The 26,500-nt window shown below is 64.7% G+C and carries 25 protein-coding genes; 12 read left to right on the top strand and 13 right to left on the bottom strand.

All coding sequences use genetic code 11. From position 1 onward, the window contains the following. Positions 1-7: 7 nt before the first annotated feature. Complete coding sequence (locus AC51GT_RS03285; RefSeq protein ID WP_496327835.1) at positions 8-652, bottom strand: LuxR C-terminal-related transcriptional regulator; 645 nt, start codon at positions 650-652, stop codon at positions 8-10. Further along, complete coding sequence (locus tag AC51GT_RS03280) at positions 640-1,890, bottom strand: sensor histidine kinase (protein ID WP_496327834.1); 1,251 nt, start codon at positions 1,888-1,890, stop codon at positions 640-642. The genes AC51GT_RS03285 and AC51GT_RS03280 overlap by 13 nt, the downstream gene beginning before the upstream one ends. Positions 1,891-1,998: 108 nt before the next feature. Here AC51GT_RS03280 and AC51GT_RS03275 point away from each other — a divergent pair, with 108 nt between their 5' ends. The 4 genes from AC51GT_RS03275 to crcB all read left to right on the top strand — a co-directional run bounded on the left by AC51GT_RS03275 (position 1,999) and on the right by crcB (position 6,307). After that, positions 1,999-2,769 carry an ABC transporter ATP-binding protein gene (locus tag AC51GT_RS03275; protein WP_496323943.1) on the top strand — a complete coding sequence of 257 codons (771 nt, stop codon included), beginning with the start codon at positions 1,999-2,001 and terminating at the stop codon, positions 2,767-2,769. A 2-nt stretch (positions 2,770-2,771) separates the two neighbouring features. Further along, positions 2,772-5,282 carry an FtsX-like permease family protein gene (locus AC51GT_RS03270; RefSeq protein WP_496327833.1) on the top strand — a complete coding sequence of 837 codons (2,511 nt, stop codon included), beginning with the start codon at positions 2,772-2,774 and terminating at the stop codon, positions 5,280-5,282. Between the two features lie 204 nt (positions 5,283-5,486). Then, positions 5,487-5,933: a fluoride efflux transporter FluC gene (locus tag AC51GT_RS03265; protein WP_496327832.1), complete on the top strand. Its 447-nt coding sequence runs from the start codon at positions 5,487-5,489 to the stop codon at positions 5,931-5,933. Continuing rightward, positions 5,930-6,307 carry a fluoride efflux transporter CrcB gene (gene crcB / locus AC51GT_RS03260; RefSeq protein WP_496323940.1) on the top strand — a complete coding sequence of 126 codons (378 nt, stop codon included), beginning with the start codon at positions 5,930-5,932 and terminating at the stop codon, positions 6,305-6,307. Before AC51GT_RS03265 ends, crcB begins: the two co-directional genes overlap by 4 nt. Before the next feature lie 17 nt (positions 6,308-6,324). On the opposite strand, the gene AC51GT_RS03255 is transcribed toward crcB, so the two are convergent. The 11 genes from AC51GT_RS03255 to AC51GT_RS03205 form a co-directional block, all read right to left on the bottom strand. After that, positions 6,325-7,257: an urea transporter gene (locus AC51GT_RS03255; RefSeq protein WP_496327831.1), complete on the bottom strand. Its 933-nt coding sequence runs from the start codon at positions 7,255-7,257 to the stop codon at positions 6,325-6,327. 62 nt (positions 7,258-7,319) lie between these two features. Then, on the bottom strand, positions 7,320-8,366 hold the full coding sequence (locus tag AC51GT_RS03250; RefSeq protein ID WP_496327830.1) for an urease accessory protein UreD: 1,047 nt from the start codon (positions 8,364-8,366) through the stop codon (positions 7,320-7,322). Beyond that, complete coding sequence (ureG, locus tag AC51GT_RS03245) at positions 8,363-8,998, bottom strand: urease accessory protein UreG (RefSeq protein ID WP_496323937.1); 636 nt, start codon at positions 8,996-8,998, stop codon at positions 8,363-8,365. Before ureG ends, AC51GT_RS03250 begins: the two co-directional genes overlap by 4 nt. Before the next feature lie 51 nt (positions 8,999-9,049). Beyond that, positions 9,050-9,745 (bottom strand): urease accessory protein UreF, encoded by a 696-nt coding sequence (locus AC51GT_RS03240; RefSeq protein WP_496327829.1) that lies wholly within the window; start codon positions 9,743-9,745, stop codon positions 9,050-9,052. Positions 9,746-9,755: 10 nt separating this feature from the next. Then, positions 9,756-11,480, bottom strand: a complete 1,725-nt coding sequence (gene ureC, locus AC51GT_RS03235; protein ID WP_496323935.1) for an urease subunit alpha — start codon at positions 11,478-11,480, stop codon at positions 9,756-9,758. Beyond that, positions 11,480-11,893 carry an urease subunit beta gene (locus AC51GT_RS03230; RefSeq protein ID WP_496327828.1) on the bottom strand — a complete coding sequence of 138 codons (414 nt, stop codon included), beginning with the start codon at positions 11,891-11,893 and terminating at the stop codon, positions 11,480-11,482. The genes ureC and AC51GT_RS03230 overlap by 1 nt, the downstream gene beginning before the upstream one ends. A 57-nt stretch (positions 11,894-11,950) precedes the next feature. Then, on the bottom strand, positions 11,951-12,805 hold the full coding sequence (locus tag AC51GT_RS03225) for a sirohydrochlorin chelatase (RefSeq protein ID WP_496327827.1): 855 nt from the start codon (positions 12,803-12,805) through the stop codon (positions 11,951-11,953). Between the two features lie 11 nt (positions 12,806-12,816). Next, the gene (ureA, locus tag AC51GT_RS03220; RefSeq protein ID WP_496323932.1) at positions 12,817-13,122 is read right to left on the bottom strand and encodes an urease subunit gamma; all 306 of its coding nucleotides are present in this window, start codon (positions 13,120-13,122) and stop codon (positions 12,817-12,819) included. 507 nt (positions 13,123-13,629) lie between these two features. Then, entirely contained in the window at positions 13,630-14,673 is a 1,044-nt protein-coding gene (gene dmpG, locus AC51GT_RS03215; protein WP_496323931.1) for a 4-hydroxy-2-oxovalerate aldolase, read from the bottom strand. Beyond that, positions 14,670-15,629, bottom strand: a complete 960-nt coding sequence (locus tag AC51GT_RS03210; RefSeq protein ID WP_496327826.1) for an acetaldehyde dehydrogenase (acetylating) — start codon at positions 15,627-15,629, stop codon at positions 14,670-14,672. The genes dmpG and AC51GT_RS03210 overlap by 4 nt, the downstream gene beginning before the upstream one ends. A 25-nt stretch (positions 15,630-15,654) precedes the next feature. After that, entirely contained in the window at positions 15,655-16,443 is a 789-nt protein-coding gene (locus AC51GT_RS03205; protein ID WP_496323929.1) for a 2-keto-4-pentenoate hydratase, read from the bottom strand. A gap of 47 nt (positions 16,444-16,490) precedes the next feature. On the opposite strand from AC51GT_RS03205, the gene AC51GT_RS03200 reads away from it, so the two are divergent. The 8 genes from AC51GT_RS03200 (at position 16,491) to AC51GT_RS03165 (ending at position 26,468) form a co-directional block, all read left to right on the top strand. Further along, on the top strand, positions 16,491-17,249 hold the full coding sequence (locus AC51GT_RS03200) for an IclR family transcriptional regulator (protein WP_496323928.1): 759 nt from the start codon (positions 16,491-16,493) through the stop codon (positions 17,247-17,249). 113 nt (positions 17,250-17,362) lie between these two features. Further along, entirely contained in the window at positions 17,363-18,025 is a 663-nt protein-coding gene (locus AC51GT_RS03195; protein WP_496323927.1) for a hypothetical protein, read from the top strand. Between the two features lie 23 nt (positions 18,026-18,048). Further along, a complete protein-coding gene (locus AC51GT_RS03190; protein WP_496327825.1) occupies positions 18,049-19,821 on the top strand; it encodes a GMC family oxidoreductase N-terminal domain-containing protein in 1,773 nt (590 codons plus the stop codon). An 86-nt stretch (positions 19,822-19,907) separates the two neighbouring features. After that, on the top strand, positions 19,908-22,283 hold the full coding sequence (locus AC51GT_RS03185; RefSeq protein WP_496327824.1) for an FdhF/YdeP family oxidoreductase: 2,376 nt from the start codon (positions 19,908-19,910) through the stop codon (positions 22,281-22,283). 180 nt (positions 22,284-22,463) lie between these two features. Further along, positions 22,464-23,531 (top strand): glycosyltransferase family protein, encoded by a 1,068-nt coding sequence (locus tag AC51GT_RS03180; protein WP_496327823.1) that lies wholly within the window; start codon positions 22,464-22,466, stop codon positions 23,529-23,531. Further along, positions 23,528-24,637: a glycosyltransferase family 4 protein gene (locus AC51GT_RS03175; RefSeq protein WP_496327822.1), complete on the top strand. Its 1,110-nt coding sequence runs from the start codon at positions 23,528-23,530 to the stop codon at positions 24,635-24,637. The genes AC51GT_RS03180 and AC51GT_RS03175 overlap by 4 nt, the downstream gene beginning before the upstream one ends. Then, positions 24,634-25,647 carry a glycosyltransferase gene (locus tag AC51GT_RS03170; RefSeq protein WP_496327821.1) on the top strand — a complete coding sequence of 338 codons (1,014 nt, stop codon included), beginning with the start codon at positions 24,634-24,636 and terminating at the stop codon, positions 25,645-25,647. Before AC51GT_RS03175 ends, AC51GT_RS03170 begins: the two co-directional genes overlap by 4 nt. After that, positions 25,644-26,468 (top strand): glycosyltransferase family 2 protein, encoded by an 825-nt coding sequence (locus AC51GT_RS03165; protein WP_496327820.1) that lies wholly within the window; start codon positions 25,644-25,646, stop codon positions 26,466-26,468. Before AC51GT_RS03170 ends, AC51GT_RS03165 begins: the two co-directional genes overlap by 4 nt. The last annotated feature ends 32 nt before the right edge of the window (positions 26,469-26,500 follow it).

The following is a 26,500-nucleotide window of genomic DNA, read 5'->3' as shown; positions in this document are numbered from 1 at the left end:
CCGAGTCCTACGACCGCAGATGTGCGAGTACCGCGAGCACGCGCCGATGTCCGGTATCCGATGCCGTCAGACCCAGCTTGGAAAAGATGTTGCCGATGTGTTTGCTCACCGCGGTGTCGGTGACAAAGAGTCTGCGGGCGATCTCGGCGTTCCCGACGCCTTCGGCCATCAGTTGGAGCACTTCGGATTCACGAGGCGTCAGCGACCGGATGGGGTCGTCGGCGCGGCGCCGACTCATCAACTGCGAGATCACCTCTGGGTCCATCACCGTGCCGCCGGCCACCACCCGGTGGAGCGCGTCGACGAACTCCTCCACCTTGCCGACCCGCTCCTTGAGCAGATACCCCACACCGGACGCACTGCCGGAGAGCAGTTCTCCGGCGTAGCGGTCCTCCACATAGGCAGAGAGTACGAGGACCGGGAAGTTCGGGACCCGCCGACGCGCCTCGATCGCGGCCTTCAGCCCCTCGTTGGTGAAGGTGGGTGGCATCCGCACATCCAGCACCGCGCCGTCAGGCGGGTCGGCGTCGAACGCGTCCAAGAACTGTTCGGCATCGGCGACCGCGGCGGTCACCTCGATGCCGACACTACGCAGCAAGAGCGCAAGTCCCTCGCGCAGCAGAGCGTCGTCTTCTGCGATCAGAATCCGCATGGCAGCTCCACTTCCAGTTTCGTCGGGCCGCCCGGCGGGCTGTCGAGCGTCATGGTTCCCTCGAATGCTGCCACGCGACGACGGATACCCCGCAATCCGCTGCCCACCGCCTCGTCGGCCCCGCCGCTGCCATCGTCGAGTACTTCGATGACCAGGACGTTGCCCGCCCCACCGCTGCGGGTGCTGATGGTCAGATGCACGGTGTCGGCACCGCTGTGTTTGACCACGTTCGTCAACGCCTCGGCCACAACAAAATAGGCGGCGGCCTCGACCGCAGCGGGCGCGCGGTGCAAGTTCCGGGCGTCGAGCACGCAGGTCACCGAGCATCGTCCGGCCAGCGCAGCCACTGCGCCGTCAAGGCCCAGCTCATCAAGGATCGGCGGATAGATGTCATGGACGAGTGTTCTCAACTCCGACAAGGCGTCCGACGCGGCATCCTGCGCCCGGTGTAGTTGCGGAAGCGCTTGCTGCGGGTCCACCCGCAGGGACCGCTCGGCCAACCCCAACATCATGACAACCCCGACGAGCTTGTTCTGCGCACCGTCGTGCAGGTCCCGCTCGATGCGCCGCAACTCGGCCGAGTGCGCGTCGAGGGCCGCGGCGCGACTGGCGGTCAGAGCCGAAACCCGTTCGGACAGTTCGGTTTCACGTCCGGGCGCCAACAGCGATGTCGTCACCGCCGCGACCCCACGGGCCATAATCGGATTCAGCCACCAGGCCAGCACTGCGTACGCGACCCCGGCCAACAGCATCGCGGCCGCCAGCCACCACGACGTAACCGGGAACGGACTGCCCGCCGGAGAATCGGCGGGCATGGCCCACCAGTAGAAAGGAGACGACAGCGAGTCCAGCGCCGCCAGCGGCAAAGCCACGGCAACCACCCCGGCGACAAAGGCCCCAAAAGCATGCAGGACCAACCACGCAAGGTCGCGTCGCGTGGAAGGCGCCCACAGCATCTTCCGCACATCGCCGAATCCGGCGGCCTCAACCATGGGCGGATACCGCTCTGGGATCACAGTTCCCGCGTACCGCCCCGTGCGCAGCCGCGCCCTGTCCACCCAGAGCCGCACCAGGCGCAAATAGAACGGCGCCACCAGCCACCCGACGATTAGGATCATCAGGGAAACGACGAACAGTCCGGCAATCACCAGCGCCAACGACACAACCGCCGACACACCTTCGACCATCAAATAGCGAGATGCCCGCAACCAATGTGCCGCCCGTTCGGTTCGCCTCATCGCTCCAGGATGCCGTACGGCGCGGCCGATGACGGTATAGCCCAGTACACCATCGACCGGTAGACAGCGGGATGGTTCAAGCCGCCACCGATTCATAACGTTGCTGTCATGACCTCTTACGCCCCGCTACATCCACCGGTCGCCGCGACACCGCAGCCGGCGATCCGGCTCGATGATGTCACCAAGACCTACGGATCCGGCCGCGATCAGGTGACCGCGCTGAACGCGGTGAACCTCACCCTGCCCGCGGGTGGTTTCACCGCGATCATGGGCCCTTCCGGTTCGGGCAAGAGCACTTTCTTGCACTGTGCCGCGGGTCTCGACCAACCCACCCGCGGCACAGTGTGGCTGGGCGACACCGAGATCAGCGCACTGAAGCCGCGCAAACTGACCACGTTTCGACGCGACCACGTCGGATTCGTGTTCCAGGCCTACAACCTCATGTCGGCGCTGACGGTGGAACAGAATGTGACGCTGCCCCTGCTGTTGGCCGGACGTACCGCCGACCGCACACATCTCGAACACGTCCTGGAGTCGGTGGGACTCGCCGGCATGCAACGTCGTCGCCCGGCAGAACTGTCCGGCGGCCAGCAGCAGCGCGTCGCCATCGCGCGGGCACTGGTCAGCCGCCCCCGGGTGCTGTTCGCCGACGAACCGACCGGCGCCCTCGACGGCCGTACCGGTCAGCAGATCCTCACACTCCTGCGCGGCGCCGGCACGGAACACGGGCAGACGGTGGTGATGGTGACCCACGATCCGGTGTCCGCCGCCCACGCCGACCGGGTGTTGTTTCTCGCCGAGGGACGCTTCGCGGGTCAATTGCAAGCACCCACAGCAAGTGCCATCGCCCAGACACTGACCGACCTCGGGCAGTGGTGACCATGGCGAAGACCAACCTGGGCATCCTCGCCCGCGCCAACCTCCGCCGCCACCGCAACGGGTTTGTGGCCGTGTTCGTCACGGTGTTCAGCGCCACGTTGCTCGTCTGTGCCCTCGGAGTCTTGTTCGAATCAGGTATTCGCGGCGGCGCGACACCCCATCGATTCGCCGGAACCGACGTTGTGGTGGGAGCACCACAGACACTCGACACCAAGGAAGACTTCGACCAGCCCTACATCGAGCGCGCCCTACTGCCCTCCTCCGCCGTCGATGAGCTGAAGAGCCTGCCTGACGTCCGTTCGGCGGTCGGTGATGTCAGTGTCCCGCTCTCCGACGACAGCGGACGACAGTTCGATGCCCACGGATGGTCCTCGGCCGCCCTGGCACCGTTCAGCCTGACGGCGGGACATCCACCGACCGGTCCGAGCGAGGTGGTGACAACTGACCCTTCGACCCTCGGCGACCGTGTTACCCTGCGCCACGGTGGAATCGGGAGCGACTACACCGTGGTGGGTGTCGCCGCCGCACCAACCCCCGAAACCGCGACCCGTCCGGCGACAGTATTTTTGGAAGACGCACGTGCGCAGCAGCTCTGGCCGCATCCGGGTTCGGTGGCCGTGATCGGCGTTCTCGGTCATGACGGAGTCAGCTCGTCGGCGCTGGCCTCGCAGGTTCACGCCGAACTCGACGATCTCGATGTCACCACCTACATCGACGATGACCGCGCCGACGCCGAATTCCTTGATGTCGGGGCAGCTCGCGGCGAACTGGTGGTTCTGACCGCTGCGCTTGCCGGCGTGACACTGATGATCGCCGTGTTCGTGGTCTCGAGCACTGTGTCGCTGTCCATTTCGCAACGCCGCCGCGACTTCGCCCTATTGCGATCCATGGGCGCCGCACCACGGCAGATTCACAAGCTCATCGGATCCGAGGTGTGGGTCATCGCCGGCACCGCGGCGGTGTTGGGCGTCATCCCCGGATACCTGCTCGCCCAGGTGATTCGCAAGCAGTTTGCCGGGGCGGGAATACTCCCCGCCGACTTCGGCCTGGCCATCAGCCCACTTCCCGCCCTGGCCGCCATCGCCACCACCGTGATCACTGCCCGACTCGCCGCCGCGATCTCGGCACGTCGTCCGGCCCGGCTCGACGCGATCGAGGCCCTCCGCGAGTCGGCAGCCGAACCCGACGCGATCAGCCGGGCCCGCACCATCTGTGGCCTCCTCATCGGCCTCGGTGGTGTGGTGACCGCGTTCTCACCGGTTGTTGTCCCCGGACCGGATGCGCTTGCCGGTGCCGGCGTCTCGGTGCTGCTGTTCATCATCGCGTTGGCAGTTCTCGGACCGACACTGGCCTCCGAGGCACTGCGCCTCATCGGTGGCCCCATGCGCCGCAGCCGCTCTGCCGCCGCGATGCTCGCCGCCATCAATCTCGATGCCCACGGACGTCGGCTCGCAACAGCGATCACGCCCCTGGCTTTGGTCATCGCTTTCGGGTCGGTCCAACTGGGAAGCCAGAGCACGATGACCGCAGCGGCTGCTCAACAGGTCGAACAAGGAATGAAGGCAGACCTGGTGGTCACCGGGTCGGGAGGTGTCGAGCCGACACTGATCAGCACGATCGCATCGATCGACTCCGTCGAAGCTGCCAATCCGGTCACCCGCAGCCAGGCCTTCTACACCCCCACCAGAGCCGAAGCACCGACCACCGCGGTCTACACCGTCCTGGGCATCGATCCAGAGCAGGCAGCCACCACCCTCGATCTCGATGTCCAGCGCGGCGCACTGACCGAACTGCAAACCGGGACAGTCGCACTCAGCGAGGACGCCGCAGCGACCATGGACGCCGAAGTCGGCGACACCGTGGCACTGAGGTTGGGGGAAGGCACGATCATCACGCCCACCATCATCGCCACCTACGTCCGCGGATTGGGTTTCGGTGACATCGCGCTCCCCGATCAGCAGGTCCGCGAACACACCACCACCGGACTCGTCGGCCACATAGCGGTTTCGGTCGCAGCAGAGCGGATCGACGAGACCCGCTCTGCCATCGAATCGATCGGCGGACTCACGGTCAACGACAGCAACGGTTTCGGCGTCGCGGACCGGCAGGAGCAGCGATCACAAGACACGGTGAATGTTGTTGCGCTGTCGATACTTCTCGGGTTCCTGTCCATCGCGGTCGTCAACACACTGGTGCTGATGACCTCCGAGCGCCGCCGCGAGTTCGCCCTGTTTCGCATGATCGGCGCACAAACAGGGCAGGTCCGCGGGATGGTTCGCTGGGAAGCGCTGGTTGCCGTCGGGGTCGCGGTGGTCGCCGGGACGATCATCGCGTACCCACCGCTGGTTGGAATCGCAATCGCACTGCCGGGCATATCCTTTCCCAGCCTCTCGCCCACTTCTTACGGGTTCATCGTCGGCGTCACCAGCCTTCTCGGTTTCGGCGCGATCACCGGTACCGCTTGGAAAGTGTTCCACCACAATCCGGTCGATTCCCTCGGGTCCCAGGAATGAACTATCTCCGGCCCACCATCACGTCAGCACTGGACTTTCACCGGCGAGCGCGAAATGACCGTTATGCCCGATCAAGTCCGGCGTCAATTCACCCAGTCCAGCCCGATGACAGTACTCACATCGCTAGCCTGAACCAATGGACACCCCGTTGCTCGTCCTGGAGATCGCCGTATTGCCGGCCGGCGCGGATGAGGAGAACACTCGATGACGGCGCCGACACGACCCGCGTACCTGCAGGGACCAAACATCGCCCTGGTCCTCGTCGGCGGCGCCATCGGAGCAGGCGCTCGCGAGGGCCTTTCGCTGGGCGTTCCCGACCTCGACGGTGTCCCGGCCGTGATCACGGTGGTGAACGTGGTGGGCGCCTTCCTACTCGGTTATCTCTATGAGGCGCTCACACGCACTGATCCCGGCCCGGCGCGGACCTCACAGCTCAAACTGTTGCTCGGCACCGGATTCTGCGGCGGTTTCACCACATACAGCTCGCTGGCGACGGACACCGCCGTGTTGATCGACCACACGCGGTGGGGTATGGCAGTGGTCTATGCGCTCGGCACCGTCCTCATCGGCGCGGCCGCGACCATCGCAGGCATCGCCGCGGGTGCGAGGCTTCATGAAGCACGCGGCGCAGACGGGGAGCAGCGGTCATGACTTTCTGGCTGTTCCTGTTGCTGGCTTTTGCCGGCGGCGTGGGTGCGGTGACGCGGTACGTCTTCGACGGATTCCTCCACTCCAAGATCAACTCGAAGTTCCCGTGGCCCACCGCGATCATCAACATGACCGGCTCGCTCGTCCTCGGCTTCCTCACCGGCCTGATCGCGAGCAGGATTGCCTCGACGGATGTGGGAGCAGTGATCGGGACGGGATTCCTCGGCGGTTACACAACATTCAGCACGGCAAGCTACGAGACGGTGCAGCTCGTCCGCGACAAGCGTTACGGCCTCACCCTCGCGTACGGTCTCGGCGTGCTGGTGGTGTGTGTGGCGCTGGCGTTCGCCGGATATCGCTGGGGTGCTTCGCTATAGCGTTCGGGCAGCAACGTTCAGGTGCGGCGCATCGCGGGTATGAACGCTGCGATCACCAGTAGCACCCAGGTGGTCAGGATGTAGGGCCAGGTGTAGTGCGGACCGCCGTAGTGTTCGGTCATGAGCAGCGTGACCACCGCCGTCACCACCGTTCCCACTGCGGCATACACCCACGAGATCACGGTGCTCTGCAAGAACGTGACCGCCAGTGCAATCGCGGTCAGCACACCGGAATAACCGGCGAGCCCCTCTGCGATGGTGCTGGAGGTCTCGCCGAGCGCCATCGCGGACAACGTACCGATCACGCTGCCCATCACCGCGGCGAGCCCGACCTTCCAGGACGCGACGAAGAGTCCCAGCAGGATGAGCGCCCCGCTCCAGACACTGTTGACCAGAACGACTTCGGAAACGTTCGTCAGCAGCGACCGCAATATCGAATCACCCGTACCGTCGGCGACATGGTGGGGCGCGGCCTTCTCGTGGATGCTCTTGGTGACGACGAACATGACGCCGGCGGTGGCGCAGAAGGGCGCCGTCGTCGAGGGCAGGTTGAAGCGGGCAAGGGGTTTTGACGCAAAGATCCACACCACGACCCAGGTGACGGGCGCACACACGATGCCGGCGATCGCGGTCACCAGATAGGACCAGCCCTGATCACCCAACGCGGTGTAGACCGCAGCGCCGATCAGCGCCCCGTTGAAACCCTGCATCCCCATCCGGACGTTGTCGGCACCCACCCTCATCAGGGCTCCGGCGACGGTGTTACACACCGTACCGATGACGACGAGCACGGCCATCTGCCAATCGGCGACCAGGAACCCGAGAAGGATCAGCAGGCCACACCAGATGTTGCTCTGGAAGAAGATCTCTGACACGCCACGGGGCAACGTCGCCGACGCCTCAACCCATCTGTTCGGTGGTGCCGCTGCTGTTGTACTGCTCGTCGACATGTCATCTCCCTGGTTCTTCGGTCGGGTCGTGTGACGGGACGCCCCCGGCCTTCATCGCACTGTCACGATTTTCGGATTGTCGGCGCCTCTCTCCCGGTGAGCAGCAGACGTAGGGAACTCCAGGCGATCGTGTTGGCGCGCAGGATGGCCCGCGTGTCGTCCCCCAGCATCCGCACCCACACGCCGGTGTCCCCGGGGAGTGCGCTGACCCCGAAGACGACACCCTCCTCGGCCGACGGTGACAGGACGTCGTGCAGGAGGTTACTGATCTCGGAAACCGTTGCGCGCGGAGTGAACACGTAGAGCATCGAGAGCACGTCGTGGTCGGCCAGGACCGCCAGACCGCCCGTGTCCTCGTCGACCGGGGTCAGTCGCACCCGGTCAAGCGCGACCATGGCCCCGCCCGGACGACGGACCTCGAAGTCGGATGCGAGCGCGGTGTACCGATGTCGCTCGTCGCGCGCCAGACGTCCGGCGATGAGCGTCTCACCGGCGATGAGGGTGGCCGTCGGTGCCAACGTCACCCGGGTGCGCTGATACAGGCGGGCACCCTCGAACGCGATGACGGGATCGGGAAGAAGCTCGACGTACGCGTCGGCACCCACATCCAGGTTCATCTGTGCGACCGCGTAGTCATGCTCCATCCGTAGGACTTTCGTGTATGCAGCAGTAGTCAGATAGGCCGACGTGTCGTCACCGAAGACGAGATCGGTCCGGAGCCGGTCGCCCTGCATGACCCCGGCCCCGGTGGACATGAGGTAGGTGTAGGGCATGTCGGGCCGGGCGAGGTCGTAGTACAGCGGCCGCATGATCTGCAGGGGCGACTTCTGGTAATGCCCGACAAGTTCCGTGCCGCGTTCGTTCCGGCCGAATTCCAACTCCAACAAACCGACCTTGCCCGGACTCCCGGTCGGCAATGTGTCCGGTACCCCGGCAAGAAGTGCGATCTCACGCGGAACGCGGTCCGGTTGGTAGTACTTGGGGTCGAGCCGATGCCCGCCGTACCGTGCCGGCTGCGCGCCCGCGGGTGGGACGACGGAGATTCCGGCGGTCCGTCCGGTGCCAGGGGGCGGGTCGGTGTCGGCCGCCCGGACTGTCTCCGCGCTCACCGGGACATCGCAGCGGGACGGGCATTCCAGAGCGCGAGGATGTGATCCTGCAACTCATCGACGCCCTCCCCCGTCAGCGAATTGGTCAGGACCACGGGCTTGCCGTCACGCACCCGCCACGCATCGGACTCCATCACCTCGATGTTCGTCCGGACGTATTGCGCGATGTCGACTTTGTTGATCACGAGGATGTCCGACTCGGTGATACCCGGGCCCCGTTTGCGCGGCATCTTCTCCCCTTCGGACGTATCGAGCACGAAGACGAAGACATCCGCGAGCAAGGGCGAGTACGTGAGCGTCAGATTGTCCCCGCCCGACTCATACACCAGGGTGTCGACCTCCGGGAAGCGCTCGAGCATCTCGGCACCCGCGGCGAGGTTCATGGTGGGGTCATCGCGCACAGCGGTGTGCGGACATGCACCGGTCTCGACACCGACCACACGTTCGGGGTCCAGGACCCCGGCGAGCTCACGGCGCACGTGCTGGGCGTCCTCTTGCGTATAGATGTCGTTTGTGATGACCGCCGGCTGCCGGCCCGCGGCAATGAGCCGCGGCACAAGGGCTTCGGCAAGCGCCGTCTTGCCCGAACCCACCGGCCCACCGATCCCGATTCGCAAAACACTGCCGCTCATTCGATCACCTCATCTTTTCTCTCATTGGTATCGGGGAAGCATGTCGGCATCTCAGCTCGCGAAGAGCCGTGCGTCCGCGCGCTCATGCTGGGCAGACATGGCATCTGCCATCGGTACGCATCCCCCCATGTCCTCGAGCTCGCGGCCCATCGCCTCGGCTGCGGCCTGCGCGATCACCGGACCGATCGCGCGCAACCCGACCTGCATCTGCAGATGGTCGGTGAGCCGGAGTCGCAGCGCCGCACCGAGAAAGCTCACCGAGAACGCGAACATGTCCGACGCAACGGCCCTTTCGGTACTCACCCCGGCTGCGGCATAGGCCACTGCGGTCGCGATCGGCTGGCACCCCGGGGTCCGCTTGGATGCGATGGCCCGTTTCCACTCTTCGAGCTCTGCTCCCCCGATTGCCGTGAGGGCGACGTCCGTCAGTTGGTGACCGCTGCGCACCGATGCCCTGCGCATCTCCGCGTTGAGCTTGGCGGCGAACAACATCTCATCCACGAGGTACACACGGTCCCAGTCGTTTTCACGGGCCGCCTCGTGTGCGCGGGCGAGTGCCGTGGCATCACCCGGACCGACGGAATGGAGCAGCAGCCCCCGCAAGAGCCCTTCGACGCCGTCCTTGTCGACCGCGTGAGCCTGCGCGAAACCCTCCAGGCCGTGCGACATCGTGTAGAAACCGCTGGGGAACGCGGAGTCCGAGAGTTGTAGGCTGACCAGCAGATCGCCCACATCGGTCGACGTCATATCGATTTCCTCAGGCAAGGAAGAAGAGCTGGCTCATCGGCAAGGTCTGTGCCGGGTCGATGTGGGCGGGCTTTCCGTCGAACGTCACCTTGTACGTCTCGGGGTCAACGTCGATCAGCGGCGTCTTGTCATTGTGGACCATGTGCGCCTTGCCGATTCCACGACAACGCTTCACGGGCAACACCTGACTTTCGAGCCCGAGTTTCTCCGGCACCCCGAGGTCGATGGCCGCCTGCGACATGAAACTGACCCGCGTGCTCTGACGCGCCTTGCCGTATCCGCCCCACATCGGGCGGTAGAGCACCGGCTGGGGGGTGGGCAGCGAGGCATTCGGATCGCCCATGACCGCCCAGTTGATGAAGCCGCCCTTGATGACAAGCCGCGGCTTCACCGCGAAGGAGTCGACATTCCACAACACGATGTCGGCGATCTTGCCGGCCTCGAGCGAACCGATGTAGTCCGAAACCCCCTGCGTGATGGCAGGATTGATGGTCACCTTCGCCAGATAACGCAGGACCCGGAAATTGTCGTGGCCGTCGGAGTCCTCGGGAAGTGGCCCACGCTTGTCCTTGTTGTGGTGGGCGGTCTGGAACGCGCGAGTCACCGATTCACCTATACGTCCCATCGCCTGGGAGTCGGAGGAGAACATCGACAGGACACCTTCGTCGTGGAGCACCGTCTCGGCCGAGATCGTCTCGGCGCGTACCCGCGAGTCGGCGAACGCGACATCTTCGGGGATGTCATGCGAGAGGTGATGGCAGACCATCACCATGTCGAGCAGCTCGTCGACCGAGTTGACGGTGTACGGCAGCGTCGGATTGGTCGACGACGGAAGGACATTGGGGTGACTGGCGATCTTCATCAGGTCCGGCGCGTGGCCGCCGCCGGCGCCCTCGGTGTGGTACGTGTGGATCGTCCGTCCGTCGATCGCCGAGATCGTGTCCTCGACAAAGCCCGCCTCGTTGAGGCTGTCGGTGTGGATCGAGACCTGGATGTCGTAGTCATCGGCCACGGACAAGGCATTTCGGATCACGGCCGGAGTCGCTCCGAAGTCCTCATGAACCTTCAGCGATGACGCGCCGGCCTTGATCTGCTCGATGAGCGCCTCCGGCAGCGACCCGTTGCCCTTACCGTGGATACCCATGTTCACACCGACATCCTCTGCTGCCTCGAGCAGACGGTGAAGATTCCAGATACCGGGTGTGGTGGTGACGCCGTTGGTTCCATCAGTGGGCCCGGTGCCACCTCCGAACAGGGTGGTGATGCCGTTCGACAGCGCGGCGTCCGCCTGCTGCGGCGAGATGTAGTGCACGTGGGTGTCGATGGCACCGGCGGTCGCGATGCAGTGCTCACCTGCGAGCAATTCAGTTCCGGGGCCGACCACGAGACGCGGGTCGACACCGCTCTGCAGGTGCGGGTTACCGGATTTGCCGATCCCGGCGATCTTTCCGTCCTTGACGCCGATGTCACCTTTGACGACGCCGAGGATCGGGTCGAGGATGATCGCATTCGTGATCACCAGATCCAGCACACCCTGTGGGCCGGTCGCCGCGGGGTCGGCGGCCATGCCGTCGCGGGCGGTCTTACCACCGCCGTACACGACCTCGTCGCCGTAATAGCCTTCGCTGTAGTCCTTTTCGATTTCGATGACCAGGTTCGAGTCGGCCAGATGTACCCGGTCTCCGGTTGTCGGGCCGAAGAGATCGGTGTACTGCTTGCGCGAGATGATGGCCATCAGCTTTTCCCCTTTTTCTCGGACGCATTGCCCGATTTCGGTACGCCGTTCTTGAATTCACCCTCGGCCAGCCGCGCAAGCGCGTCGAGCCGCGTCTGCTTCGCGTCGAGGCTGCCGTTGACGAGTCCGTTGAAACCCACGACCCGGCGCGACCCGGAGTAGGACGTGAGCGTCACATCCCGGGTGTCGCCCGGCTCGATCCGCACGCCGGTACCGGCCGGGATGTCGAGATGCATCCCGTAGGCCTTTTCGCGCTCGAACAGCAACGCACGGTTGACCTCGAAGAAGTGGAAATGCGAACCGATCTGCACCGCGCGATCGCCGGTGTTGCTCACCGGGATGGTGACACTCTGGTGGCCGGCATTGATCTCGATGTCTTCGTCCTGGTGGTGATACTTGGGGCTGCCCAGCATGGGGTTGATCCCTCCACTATTTATGTGGGCGCCGCGATCTGCGTCGCCGATGATGACTCAGTGCGGCGAGGTCAGGACCTCGTCGTCAAACGGACTGCCGCTGCCCGGCGTCTCGTGCGGGTGCGGATGCTGATGTGCGTGATGCCCGGATCCGTCGTCCTCGAACCCGTGCGAGTGGGCATAACCATGGCCGTGATCGGCGACCAGGCCGGCGGCGATCCCGTCTCGTCCGTGACTGAGCTCGTGCCGCGCGGCGGCCACCCGTCGCCGGACGACATCGAGAAGCGCCTGCTCGGAGAGCAACGGCCCGAAGAAGCTCGCGTGGTCGGAGGGCAGCCCGGCAGGCGCGGTTCTGGCAAAGCCCGCCGGGACGACAACCACCTCCTCGGTACCGAGCAACCGCGACCGATCGATGGCGCGGGTCAGCTCGTCGTTTTCCCCGACGCAGGCCACCTCGACGTGGATTCCGGTGCCATGCGTGCGCACGAGATGGGCGATGCGGTGCAACTCGGCATCATCAAACGGATTCGACGCCGGCGCGGCGATGATCAAGCCCGCGCCCGGTCGCTGCCGTGCCGTATCCGCGGCGGCTCGACGGAGCCATGCGATCAGGTGATCGGCCGTCCCGAACTCCGCACACAGCGCGATCCGACCTACATCGCCCTCGGCGGCGCACCACCGGAGAGTCTTCGCGGTCTCTGCCACCATGACCGGATCCCGACCCCAGGTCATCGGCAGGACCATCACGGGACCGGCATCGTCTGCCAGGAGTTCGGTCACCGCGTCGTGTAGCGGACGCCCCGACGGGGTGATCACCGCGCCGGGCAACACATCGAGCAGTGGAATCAGATCGGCGCCGTGCGCGCTCTCGTGGCCGCCGACCAGAACGGTGACCACTGCGTCCTGTCGCACGGCCGGCATGGTTAAGCGCCCACGGGGTCGTGGCACGAAACCAGTTTGCTGCCGTCCACAAACGTCGCCTCGACCTGCAGCAGGGATAGCCGCGCCCGCACACCGGGCATGCAGTCGGCCTCCGACACCACGTGCTTGCCCAGTTCCATGCACTCGGCAACCGATTTGCCGTCGCGGGCCGCTTCCAGGATCGCTTCCGAGACCATGGCCTGCGCCTCGCTCAGATTCAGCTTGGTGCCGCGGTCGCGTCGCCTACGCGCGAGTTCTGCAACCTGGTAGATAACGAGTTTGTCCATCTCGCGTGGAGTCAGATTCATGGCCTCGACGACCTTCCTGCTGTTACGGCCCGCATCCTGAAAAAGCGCTGACCTCGGAGTGCAGTACTTCGGACACTATTCCAAGTACAACCAACCCTCAAGACTTTCGAAGAATTGCCGCGTCGGTGATGCGCACCGGCCGACCGCACCCGAAGACGAATTGGATATCAGCACAGACCATGGCCCGAACAACAGGAATCTGGCTGGGCCGCAATAGAATTCGAATACCGGTCAAAATTGGACATTTCGGCTCCATCCCCACTCGGCCAATGGGGATTTACACAACCATGCTCCCCGGCCGACGCCATGTTTACATATGTCCGAATTCTGGTCCCGGTCTGTTAGGACCGCTATTTGAACCGTTTGCCGATGCGAGAACTGGCAGGCATGTTCGTGCGCGACCGGGACTTCTGATGGCACAAAAGAACCCAGGCGCCCCGTGCGTGCATTTGTGCACACACAGGACGCCTGGGTTGGTTTCGAGAGGCCCCCGGAGCGAGGGCCGGCCTACTTCTTGCCGGCCACCAGATCCAGTGCGATGTCGGTGATCAGGTCTTCCTGACCACCGACGAGTCCGCGGGCGCCGACTTCGAGCAGCACCGCGCGAGTGTCGAGTCCGTATTGTTTCGCCGCGGCTTCGGCATGACGCAAGAAGCTCGAGTACACGCCGGCGTAGCCGAGTGTGAGTGTCTCGCGGTCGACCTGCACCGGCCGGTCCTGCAACGGGCGGACGATGTCGTCGGCAGCGTCCTGCAACCCGAACAGGTCGCAACCGTGCTTCCAGCCCTCGATGTCCGCGACAGCGATGAAGGGCTCGATCGGGCAGTTGCCTGCTCCGGCACCGTGTCCGGCGAGCGACGCGTCGACGCGGGTCACGCCTTCTTCAACTGCCACAACCGAATTGGCCACCGACAGCGAGAGGTTCTGGTGCGCGTGAATACCGATCTGGGTGTTCTCATCGAGCACATCCCGGTATGCACGGACCCGCTGCCGAACACCATCCATCGTCAACCGGCCACCGGAGTCGGTGACGTAGACACAGTGCGCACCATACGATTCCATCAGCTTCGCCTGCTGCGCCAACGCGGCCGGCTCGGAGAGATGCGACATCATCAAGAATCCGGACACATCCATCCCGAGTTCACGCGCCTTGGCGATGTGCTGAGCCGCCACATCGGCTTCGGTGCAATGGGTCGCGACCCGAACCGACGTCACGCCGAGGTTGAACGCACGTTCGAGTTCGACAACGGTACCGACACCGGGCAGCAGCAACGTCGTCAGCTTGGCCCGGTGAACAACCGATGCCGCGGCTTCGATCCACTCCCAGTCGGTGTTGCTGCCTGCGCCATAGGTCAGGCTGTGCCCGGCGAGCCCGTCGCCGTGGGCGACCTCGATCGCGTCGACACCCGCCCGATCGAGAGCGCCGGCGATCCGGGCCACGTTTTCGGGTGAGATGCGGTGCCGACTGGCGTGCATGCCGTCCCGCAGGGTCACGTCCTGGATGTACAGGGCCGCGCCATCGACCACGGAAGCTCTGTTGTCAGTTGTCATCGGGCCATCTCCACTGTTGAGTCGTTGAGTTTCGTTTCGGCGATGCGTTCGGCCACCTGCAGTGCCGCCGAGGTCATGATGTCGAGGTTGCCTGCGTAAGCCGGCAGGTAGTGAGCAGCACCCTCGACCTCGAGGAACACCGACACCTTCCACAGACCCGGGCCGACATCGACGCCACCGGTCAGGGTGGCGACGGACTCCGCGTCATCGAGCTGGGTGAACTGGACCTCCTGCTTGAGGCGGTATCCGGGGACGTAGGCCGACACCTTCGCAACCATGTCGAGCACCGATTGACGGATCGCGTCCTGATCGGGGTTGGTCACCAGCGTGAGCACGGTGTCACGCATGATCAGCGGCGGGTCGGCCGGATTCAGCACGATGATCGCCTTGCCGTAGGCGGCGCCGCCGACCATTTTGATTGCCTCAGAGGTGGTTTCGGTGAACTCGTCGATATTCGCCCGGGTTCCGGGTCCGGCCGACTTCGAGGCGATCGAGGCCACGATCTCGGCGTAGTGAACCTTGGTCACAGCGGACACAGCCGCCACGATCGGAATCGTGGCCTGCCCACCGCAGGTGACCATGTTCACGTCCGGTGCATCCAGGTGCTCTTCGAGGTTGACCGCGGGCACCACGTAGGGACCGATCGCGGCCGGGGTGAGGTCGATGAGACGTTTTCCGTACGGGCGCAACGCTTCTTCGTTGGCGACGTGCGCCTTGGCGGACGTCGAGTCGAAGATGATCTCGATGTCGTCGAAGTCCGGGTGGTCGATGAGGCCCTGTACGCCGGTGTGGACGGTGCTGATGCCCATCCGCTTGGCGCGAGCGAGTCCGTCGGATTCCGGGTCGATGCCGACCAGGACCGCGATCTCGACATTCTTGGCCACCCGCTTGAGTTTGATGACCAGATCGGTCCCGATGTTGCCCGATCCGATGATCGCGGCCTTGATTGTGCTCATTGTGTTCTGCTTTCGGATGGGTTGGTCAGGCACTGAAAACTGCGGTTGCGCTGCCGATGCCGGAAATTGTCGTGACGTAGGTGGAACCGGGCACTGCCGGGACCATCGGTCCCAGGGCGCCGGAGAGGACAACGTCCCCCGCGTAGAGCACGGTGCCGTATTCGATCGCGGTGTTCGCCAGCCAGGCGAGGGCATTCCATGGACTTCCCAGGCAATCCGAACCCTTGCCCTGTGAGACCTGTACTCCGTTCTCGGACATGGTCATCTCGACGGCGGCCAGGTCCGGCACATTGTTCCGGTCACACCGATCGCCCAGGACATACAGTCCCGACGAGGCGTTGTCGGCCACGGTGTCGGCGAGCCTGATGTCCCACCCGGCGATACGGCTGTCGACGATCTCGAACGAGGCATAGACGTCCGAGACATACTGCGGCGCTTCGGCTTCGGTGATCGGTGCGGTGATGTCCCGGGACAGCACAAAGGCGATCTCCGCCTCGACCTTGGGCTGCAGCAGACGGTTCGAATCGATCTCGGCGTCACCGGTGCAGTCCATGTCGTCGAGCAACACCCCGAAATCGGGCTGGTCGACACCGAGTTGCTTCTGCACCGCCGGCGAAGTCAGTCCGGTCTTACGTCCGACGATACGGCGACCCGAGGCCACCAGTGCCTCGATGTTCAAGGTCTGGACCCGATAGGCCGCTTCGATGTCGTCGCTTCCGATCAGGTCGCGCACCGGCTCGCACGGTGTACCCGTACGAGTCGCGGTGGCCAGCCGCTCGGCCGCAGCCTCGATCACGTTCACTTGCGTTGTCATGTGGACGAACCTATTGCTCAACCGAACCACTGACTAGGATTCATCCCATGTCACGGGATGGAAATATGTCGCAGCTCGAAAAGTCGGCGCTTCTGCTCGATTCGTTCCCCGGCGGGACCGCGCTCACGCTCGCCGAAGTCTGCACGCGCACCGGTATCCCCCGCTCGACCACCCATCGGTTACTGGTCGAGCTGGCCGACCTGGGTTGGATCCAGCGCACCGGTAACAAGTTCGAACTGGGTATGACGCTGTTCGAGCTCGGTGAGCGGGTCTCGGTCAAACACCGGCTCCGGGTGGCGGCCATGCCCTTCATGCAGGATCTGTTCGCGGTCACCGAGCAGACCATCCACCTCGCCGTCCGCGATCAGTACGACGTGGTCTACATCGAGAAGCTGCACGGACACACCGCCCAACCCCTGCCCTCACAAGTCGGCGGCAGGCTGCCCCTCACCTGCACCGCGGTGGGTAAGGCGCTCCTGGCATTCGAATCCGCGGAGTTCCAGGCGGAGGTGCTCTCGCGGCCGTTGCGGCGCTACACCGCGAACTCGATCACCGATCCGCGGACACTCGACCGCGAGCTGGCCGCTATCCGCGCGCGAGGTGTCGCGCTCGAACGCGAAGAAGCGGCGGAAGGCAGCTGCTGTGTCGCGGCCACCGTGCTGATCCGCGACGAACCGATCGCATCGTTGTCGGTGTCCGTGCCCAAAGAGCGGTTCAAACCCGAACTCCTGGCTCCCGCCGTCCAGACGGCATCGCTCGCACTGGGTCGACTGTTGTCCCGCGCCGGAGCACACGGTCAGAACTAGCCGGTTCACCGAAGGTCGTCTAATCGCTGCCGAACGGGACCAACCTTGTTAATGTGTTCCAACCCACAGTCCAGGGTCGGCGCTGTGATTCCCCTCCTCGACAGGAGCCAAGCGTGCTGAGTCGTCGCCAGTTCTTCACCAGGGCCGGTGCGGTCGGCGTGAGCCTGACCGCCGCAGTCACCCTCCCCGGCGCCATGTCAAAAATGCGGGTCTACGCCAATTCCCTTCCACCCGTGCGGGATACGATCAATGGCATCCTTTCCTTCATCGTCCCGGGCAATGACCCCTACTCTCGCGCGCAGGGTATGGCGACAGATCGGCCGGGCGGGGTGTCCCCGGGCATTCCCGAATCGCTGGAGAAGACGCTCGACCGGGCGGTCCCGGTCCCCGTCCTCGGGCCGGCTTTCGGGATCACACTTCCGGGTGCCGCTGCGATAGCCGCACTGATCAACATCTTCGCGGTGACACTCAATCCGGGTTCGGCGCGTGGCCAATTCGCCGCTCCGTTCGCGAACCTCTCGCACCGGGAAAAGGCCCAGGTCTTCGAGATGCTGGACACCAACCCGCTGTTACCAGGTTTGCCGATCAAGTTCGCGGTCAATGCAATACCCACTCTCGCAGCGTTCGCGGCCTATTCGGAGGTCTCCGCCTTCGATGCCGGCAACAAGCGACTGACCGGACGCCCGGTCGGCTGGGAGCTGAGCAAGTACGAGGGCGTGAGTGACGGCTGGGACGAGTTCCGCGGTTATTACCAAGGGGTCACAGCCATCGATTGACGGATCTGTATGAGGGGGAATCGATGACAGACATCATTGTGATAGGTGCCGGGGGCGGCGGGCCCGTGGTGGCGAAGGAACTCGCTGCCCGGGGTCTGGATGTGCTCGTCCTGGAAGCCGGTCCACGGCATGCCGATCCGGAGAATCAGTGGACACACTTCGAAGACGACGCCAACAATCCGATCACCGGCTTCCTGCGCGAGGGTCCCGGCGACCGATCCAAGGGACCCTGGTTGCGAGACCTGCCGCAGAGTTCGTTCGTCTGGCAGGTCAGCGGCGCCGGCGGCACCACCCTGCACTATTTCGGCAACTGCCCCCGATCGGCACCCGGCGTGTTCAACGACTACACCGGGGCCGACCGGAACATGTACGACACGGCGCACCTGTTCCCTTTCGGCTACGAAGAGCTCCGGCCCTACTACGAGTGGTGTGAGGCAACACTTCCGATCCAGACCGCCCCGATGGGTGCCAAAGAAGAGGTCTTCCTGCGCGGGGCCGCCGCCATGGGCCTGCCGCACCAGACCGCACTCGACACCACCGGACCGGCGCACCGGGCCCAGCAGAACGCGATCCTGCAGCCCGGTGGCACGGCGGGACGCACCCGCGACCCGAACCGGCTGCGCTACCCCGAAGCACAGGGATGCACCATGTGCGGCCACTGTTACGAGGGTTGTTACCTCCCCAAAGGTGCGCCTCGCAACCTCAAAGCCCGTCGCTCCACCGACAATTCATACATTCCGATGATGCTCACCGCCGACGCGTGGTCCCGTGGGGGCAAGGCAGCCAGGCTCATCACAGATGCGTTCGTGACCAGGATCCTGACCCACGACGTGAACGGTGAGACCACCGCTCATGGCGTCCAGTTCCGGACCGTGGACGGGTCGATCCACGAGGAGACCGCGAAGGTGGTCGTTCTGGCCGCAGGCTGTGTCGAGTCTCCGCGACTGTGGCTGCAGTCCCTGCTCCCCAACCCGAACGGTTGGGTGGGTCGGGGGATCACCGACCACCACATGGACTGTGTCTTCGGTGTATTCGACGAATACACCGGCCAGACGAAAGGCGCAGGATCCAACGCCCGTGTGGACTTCCCGGGCTATGGCGGCATCGAACAGATCTGCCTACCGCCGGCCCTGCAGGCGTACGCGATGAACTTCAGCGACTCGGGCATCCAAGGCCACGGTCGCGCCGGCAGTGTGGTCGATTCCGCGGGCGCCGACACCTATGGCCGCCTGGTCGGCCGCGATCTGCTCACCACCTTGGGCGACGCCAACAGAACGCTTGCCGCGCTGGTCATCACTGACGACGACGTCGAGCCCGGCAACACCGTCTCGGTACCCGGCATCCTCCCCCCGGACGAGAACGGCCTGGCGCCGCGCGTCACCATGCAACATCGCAACCGGTCGGCCCGGACCAAACGGAACAGGAAGTACTGCACCGAGAAGGCGGTGGAACTCATGCGGGCCGCAGGCGCCCACACAGTCCACCGGTGCGATTGGCCCCCGCTCATCCTGCATTCACAGTCGAGCATGCGCATGGGCGAGGACCCCAACACGTCGGTGCTCGCCTCCGATGCCCAGGCCCGATGGGTCAAACGTCTCTACATCGCCGACAACTCGGCGTTGGCCAATTCCCTCGGTGGCCCCAATCCAACCCTGACGACCCAGGCGATCGGCACGCGTACGGCGGAAAAGATCTTCCAGACCTACTTCGGCGGGGACAATTGGGTGACGAAGGAGTCCCCGGTGACGTCTATCGACGATCGCGTCACCGAGGCGGTCATCGCCCGCAACCTGTAGCCCGCGATCTGCGGACAGGCTTGAAAGCGATCCCGCCGGGGTACCCGGACTGCGGTACGCACGAGTCGTCGGTGGAGAGGGTTTTCATGTCTGAAGAGAACACGCGCGAAAACGAACGCGACCTGGCAAACCTCGACATCGAAAAGCCCAAAACCCACGCGGCCGGGCCGACCGCGGTCGCCGTGTCCATGAAGCGCGCGCTCGGCCACATGGGGCCCGTCCGGACTGCGAAGACCCTGCTGAAGCTGAATCAGACCGAGGGCTTCGACTGCATGAGTTGCGCCTGGCCCGACCCCGATCCGGGACACCGGCACACTGCCGAGTTCTGTGAGAACGGTGCGAAGGCCGTGGCGGAAGAAGGCACGACCACTCGCGCGACGCCGGCCTTCTTCGCCGAACACAGCATCGATGATCTGAACGGTCGCACCGAGCATTGGCTCGGGCAGCAGGGCCGGATCACCCACCCGATGGTCAAACGGCCCGGCGGAACGCACTACGAACCCATCGACTGGGACGACGCGTTCGCACTCATCGCCGAGGAGTTGAACGGACTGGCCACACCGGACGAGGCCACGTTCTACACATCGGGGCGGGCGTCGAACGAATCGGCCTTTGTGTACCAGCTGTTCGCCCGCGCCTTCGGCACCAACAACATGCCCGACTGCTCGAACATGTGCCACGAGTCCACGTCGATCGCCCTGCAGGAATCCATCGGCATCGGTAAGGCGAGCGTCACCCTCGACGACGTCTACCAGGCCGAACTGATCGTCATCGCCGGGCAGAATCCCGGCACCAACCATCCCCGGATGCTCTCGGCGCTCGAGAAGGCCAAGCAGAACGGGGCCAAGATCCTGTCCATCAATCCCCTCCGTGAGGCCGGATCGGTCAACTTCAAGAACCCCCAGACACCCCGCGGCGTCGTGGGACCCGGTACCGACCTGACCGACATGCATCTGCCCATCGCGCTGAACGGCGACCTCGCCCTGTTCCAGGCCTTCGGCTCGCTGCTCGTCGAATGGGATGCCCTCGACCATGAGTTCATCGACGAGCACACCGCCGGATTCGACGCCTGGCGCGATCACGTCCGAAACGTGGACTGGGATGTGGTCACCGCCACCACCGGACTGTCCCGGGAACAGATCACCGGTGCCGCCGAACTCCTGCGTGACTCGAAGGCCACCGTGTTCTGCTGGGCGATGGGCCTGACCCAGCATCGCAACGCGGTCGCGACCATCAAGGAACTCACCAATGTTGCCTTCGCACAGGGCAACATCGGCAAGCCCGGCGCAGGCCTGTTTCCGGTCCGCGGACATTCCAACGTCCAGGGCGACCGGACGATGGGTATCTGGGAACGCGTACCGGAGCATTTTCTCGACGCACTTTCGCGAGAGTTCGGCTTCGACCCGCCGCGCGAGCACGGACTGGACACCGTCGACTCCATCCGGGCGATGCGGGACGGCAAAGTCCACTTCTTCCTCGGCCTCGGCGGCAACTTCGCTCAGGCGACTCCCGACAGCGATGTCACCGCCGAGGCACTGCGCAATGCCCGGATGACCGTCCAGATCTCCACGAAGATCAACCGCTCCCACCTCGTCTGCGGACACACCGCTCTCATCCTGCCCACCCTGGGCCGGACCGAGCAGGACATCCAGGCCAGTGGCCCCCAGTACATCTCGGTCGAGGACTCGACCTGTTCGGTGCATTCGTCACGGGGTCCGCTGACCCCGGCCAGTCCACACCTGCGGTCCGAGGTCGCCATCCTCACCGGGATCGCCGAAGCCACCCTCGGTGATCGGCACGGCATCGACTGGGCCGCGATGCGCGATGACTACCGCAACATCCGGGCCCACATCTCCCGGGTGGTCCCCGGATGTGAGGGATACGAGGTCAACGTCCGCAGGCCGGGCGGGTTCATCCTCCCCCACCCGCCCCGGGACTCCCGCACGTTCGAGACAGACTCGGGCCGTGGAGAGTTCGCGGTGTCCCCGATCGACGTTCTGCAGGTTCCCGCCAATCATCTGATCCTGCAGACGCTGCGTAGCCACGACCAGTTCAACACGACCATCTACGGTTTCAGTGACCGGTACCGAGGTATCGAGGGCGGTCGACGGGTGATCTTCGCGCATCGCGAGGACATCTCCGCCCTCGGCTATCGCGACGGGGACATCGTCGACATCGTCACCCGCTGGGAAGACGACGACCAGCTGCGCTGCGCACCCTCTTTTCGGATCGTGGAGTACGCCACCCCGCGGGGCAGTGCGGCGGCGTACTACCCGGAGACCAACCCTCTCGTACCACTGGACTCCACTGCGCTCAAGAGCAACTGTCCGACGTCGAAATCGATCATCGTATCGCTGGTACCGGCGGGCCAAGGCCGCGTCGAGTCCCACACCGGCAGTCAGCAGGCGACCGGATCCGATTGGGATCACAAAACGCATCCACAACCACATCACCTGAGCTGACACCCACAGTCGCGCCGGACCCCGACGATCACGTGAGCCCCGAGTCGCCGACCTGACCTGACCAGGCCAGGCTTACAAATGTGAAATCTGGGTATACAGCGTCAGCGGCGCTGACGCCGCATTTTCGATGATCTTGTGGGCCCACACCCCCGACAAGAAGACCATGCTAGGAGTCTTGAGTTGTTGCGTGTCGCGTCGGTGCCGTCCTCGCATGTCTATGTTCGGCATTTGTCCCACCTGAACGCCGAGGGCGACGTCGAGCGTCTACCCGATCCCGTTCCGGCCGACGGACGGAAGGTTCCCGGCGGCTGGTGGCCGCCTCTCATGCTCGATCCGGGATGGATTACGCGTAACCACAAGGGATTCGACGTGTTCCATATTCACTTCGGTTTCGATGCCATCGACCCCATGGCCCTCGAATCGCTCATAAACGAGTTGAAGACGCACGAGATCCCGTTGGTCTACACCGTTCACGATCTCCGCAACCCCCACCATCCCCAGCCTGACGCGCACATTGCACAGCAGGATGTCCTGATCAACGCTGCCGACGCGTTGATCACCCTGACCCCCGGTGCCGCCGAGCATATTTCGAAGCGCTGGAACCGCGAGGCCACTGTGCTTCCCCACCCACACGTGCTCGACGGTCCGCGGATCGCGGCTCCCCGAGATCCGTCGGAGGAGTTCGTCGTCGGGCTTCACGCAAAAAGTCTGCGCGCCAACATGGATCCATTGCCCGTCCTGGACGTGTTGGCCGAGACAGTACGTGACCTGCCGAAGGCGCGATTGCAGATCAACGTCCACGACGAGATCTTCGACCCCGACAACCACTGGTACGCGCCGGAGATGGGCCGCCGGATACTCGACCACGGCGAACGGCAGGGCGTCGACGTCCACGTCCACCAGTACTTCTCTGATGACGAATTGTGGGACTATCTCCAGTCATTGACGGTGTCGGTACTGCCGTACCGATTCGGTACCCACTCCGGCTGGCTCGAGGCCTGCCATGATCTCGGAACCGCCGTCATCGCGCCCAGCTGCGGGTTCTATGACCAGCAGCAGCCATGTGAGGTCTTCGGTTTCGACGAGCACGTTTTCGACGCAGACACTCTTCGCGCCGCGGTCGAGAATCTCCATGCCCGCTGGATCGACGGGACGCCCATGCCCCGCGCGACGTGGAGCAGTCGACAGACACAACGAACCGAAGTGGCCGATGCCCACTCGGCCCTGTACAAAGCTGTCCTGGCATGAGCTCATCCTCGTTGCGGATCGCGTTGATCGCCTCGAACCGATTCCCGATCAGTCAGCCTTTCGCCGGCGGTCTCGAGGCCCATGTCTGGCATCTGGCCCGAGCGCTGACAAGCCGAGGCCACGACGTGGCACTCTTCGCCGCTCCGGGCTCCGATCGGGAGGCACCGACCGAACAACTACGGGTTCGAGAACTGCATCTGAGTCCATCTGCACGTTCTGACCCGTCGATGCCTTCCGCCTATTTCATGGCCGATCATCACGCGTACCTGAATCTCATGATCGAACTTGCCCGGGACCGCCATTTCGACGTCATTCACAATCATTGCCTGCACTATCTCCCGATCGCCATGGCGCCGATGTTGAGCACCCCGATGCTGTCGACACTGCATACCCCGCCGACGCCGTGGCTGGAGTCGGCGATCGTCACCACCGGAGGGGAGGGTGGCCAGTTCGTCGCGGTCAGTGATCACACGGCAGGCGCGTGGCGTCCCATCATCAGGGATGTCGACGTCATCAGGAACGGCGTCGACCTCGACACCTGGCCCATGGGTCCCGGGGGTGACGAGCTGATCTGGTTCGGCCGGATCACGCCCGAGAAGGGCCCGCATCTTGCCATCGAGGCCGCCCGCCGAGCGCATATGCCGCTCGTGCTGGCCGGGCCCATCTCAGACGAGAGTTACTTCCGGGACCTGATCGAGCCACGACTCGGCGGATCGATCCGATACGCCGGCCACCTGACGCAGCCTGCACTCGCGGAGCTGATCGGTAGAAGCGCCGCTGCATTGGTGACACCGCGGTGGGACGAACCGTATGGACTCGTCGTCGCCGAGTCGTTGGCCTGCGGGACACCGGTGGTCGCATTTGCCAGGGGCGGTGTCCCCGAGATCCTGAATTCGGCGGACTGCGGCGCGTTGGTTCCCTCGGACGATGTCATCGCGATGGCCGAATCCATTCCCGCGGCCACCGGGCTCTGTCGCGACCAGGTCCGGGAGCATGCCCGGCGCCACTGCTCGGCCGATGGGATGGTGACCGCATACATCAACCGGTACCGAAGCATGATCGCGGCCGACCGAGGTCTCGAAGACAAAGCGAAGCAGCCGGCATGATCGGTTACTACATCCATCACCATGGTCGGGGCCATCTGACCCGGGCCGGGGCCATCGCCGCACACATCACACACGAGGTCACGGCGCTGACCTCTATGCCTTTCCCGGCGGATCCCGTCTTCACCGATGTCGTGCAGCTACCCCGGGATGACACCGACCCCTCGCCGATCAGGCCGAGCGCAGGGGGACGCCTGCACTGGGCACCCCTACACGATCGGGGTTTGGCCGAGCGCATGCATACGCTCGCCGACTGGATACGCGACCGTCGACCGGCGGCCATCGTTGTGGACGTGTCAGTGGAGGTTGCCACTCTTGCAAGGCTTTTCGGCATACCGGTCATCGTCATCGCCATGCCCGGGGAACGAACCGACCCACCCCATGAACTCGTGTACGGGCTTGCCGACCACATCATCGCCGCCTGGCCAGGAGATCTGTACGTCCCCGAATGGCTGAAGCCACATGCGCACAAGACCACCTTCGTCGGTGGGGTGAGTCGATTCGACGGTTGCCCGGTTCCGGAAACGCGTACCGATGACCGTCCCCTGGCGCTGGTACTCAGCGGAGCCGGTGGCTCGGACCTGACGATCGACACGGTCGCGAGATGGGAACAGCGCAACCCCGACCACCGTTGGCAGGCGTTGGGCGTCACCGGAACGCCATGGATCGCCAACCCCTGGGCACAGCTGTCCGAGGCCGCGGTGGTGATCTCCGGCGCCGGGCAGAACTCCATCGCCGACATCGCCGCTGCGAGTCGTCCGGCAGTGATCGTTCCGCAGCCGCGTCCGTTCGGAGAGCAGGACGCCACCGCCGGTGTCATCGAACGTCACGGACTCGGCCTCGTGAGATCATCATGGCCAGAGCCGCATGAATGGTCCGAAATACTGACGGAGGCAAGGGGTTTGGATTCTCGGAGATGGCAACGTTGGCAGACTCGCGGCGCCGCGCGGCGAGCCGCCCACATCATTGACAGCGTGGCCGATCGTGCCGGCGACGGGGTGAGCGCCGGGTGAGAACCGCGATCATCACTCCCGTGTCAGGACGCGAACGCCATCTACGCCGGCAGCTCGCCGCACTCGATCGCAGCGGTGTGAAGCCGGACATCCATGTGGTGGTGGCGATGAACGACCCCTCGGCGGCAGCCGTTGTCGCCGAACATGACTCGATTCACCTCGAGCAGGTCGACGACCCCGATCATCGCCTCCCGGTCGCCGCCGCGCGCAATATGGGCGCTGCCACCGCGCTGGCGCTCGGCGCCGACCTCCTGATATTCCTCGACGTCGACTGCCTGCCCGTCGACACCATGATCGAGCACTACATCGCCGCGGCAACGCGACGCCCCACCGGTGCACTGTTCTGCGGGCCGGTCACATATCTGCCGCCGGCCGGACCAGAAGGCTACCGTCTCGATCGACTCGACTCCCGCGTGAGCCCCCACCCCGCCCGCCCCGATCCCGAGCCGGGCGCACTGATCGAGACCGACGATCACACCCTCTTCTGGTCGCTGTCGTTCGCCGTGACCCCGGCAACCTGGCAACGCATCGGCGGGTTCTTCACCGGCTATGCCGGGTACGGAGCAGAGGACACCGACTTCGGACAACTGGCTGCACGCGAAGGGATCCCGCTGTGCTGGGTCGGCGGAGCCCATGCGCTGCACCAACACCACCCCGTCTCCGATCCCCCGGTCGAACATCTCGACGACATACTGACCAACGGCGCCGTCTTCTACGACCGGTGGGGTTGGTGGCCCATGCAGGGCTGGCTGGATGCGTTCGTAGAACTCGGCCTCATCACCATGGACAACGGGGTGCCGAAACACGTCCCGGTGACATGAGCGTCCTTGACAAGGTTTTCGCCGGCTCGGCC

The organism is Williamsia sp. z34 (assembly GCF_059553395.1).
This window is presented reverse-complemented; position numbering and strand designations above follow the sequence as displayed.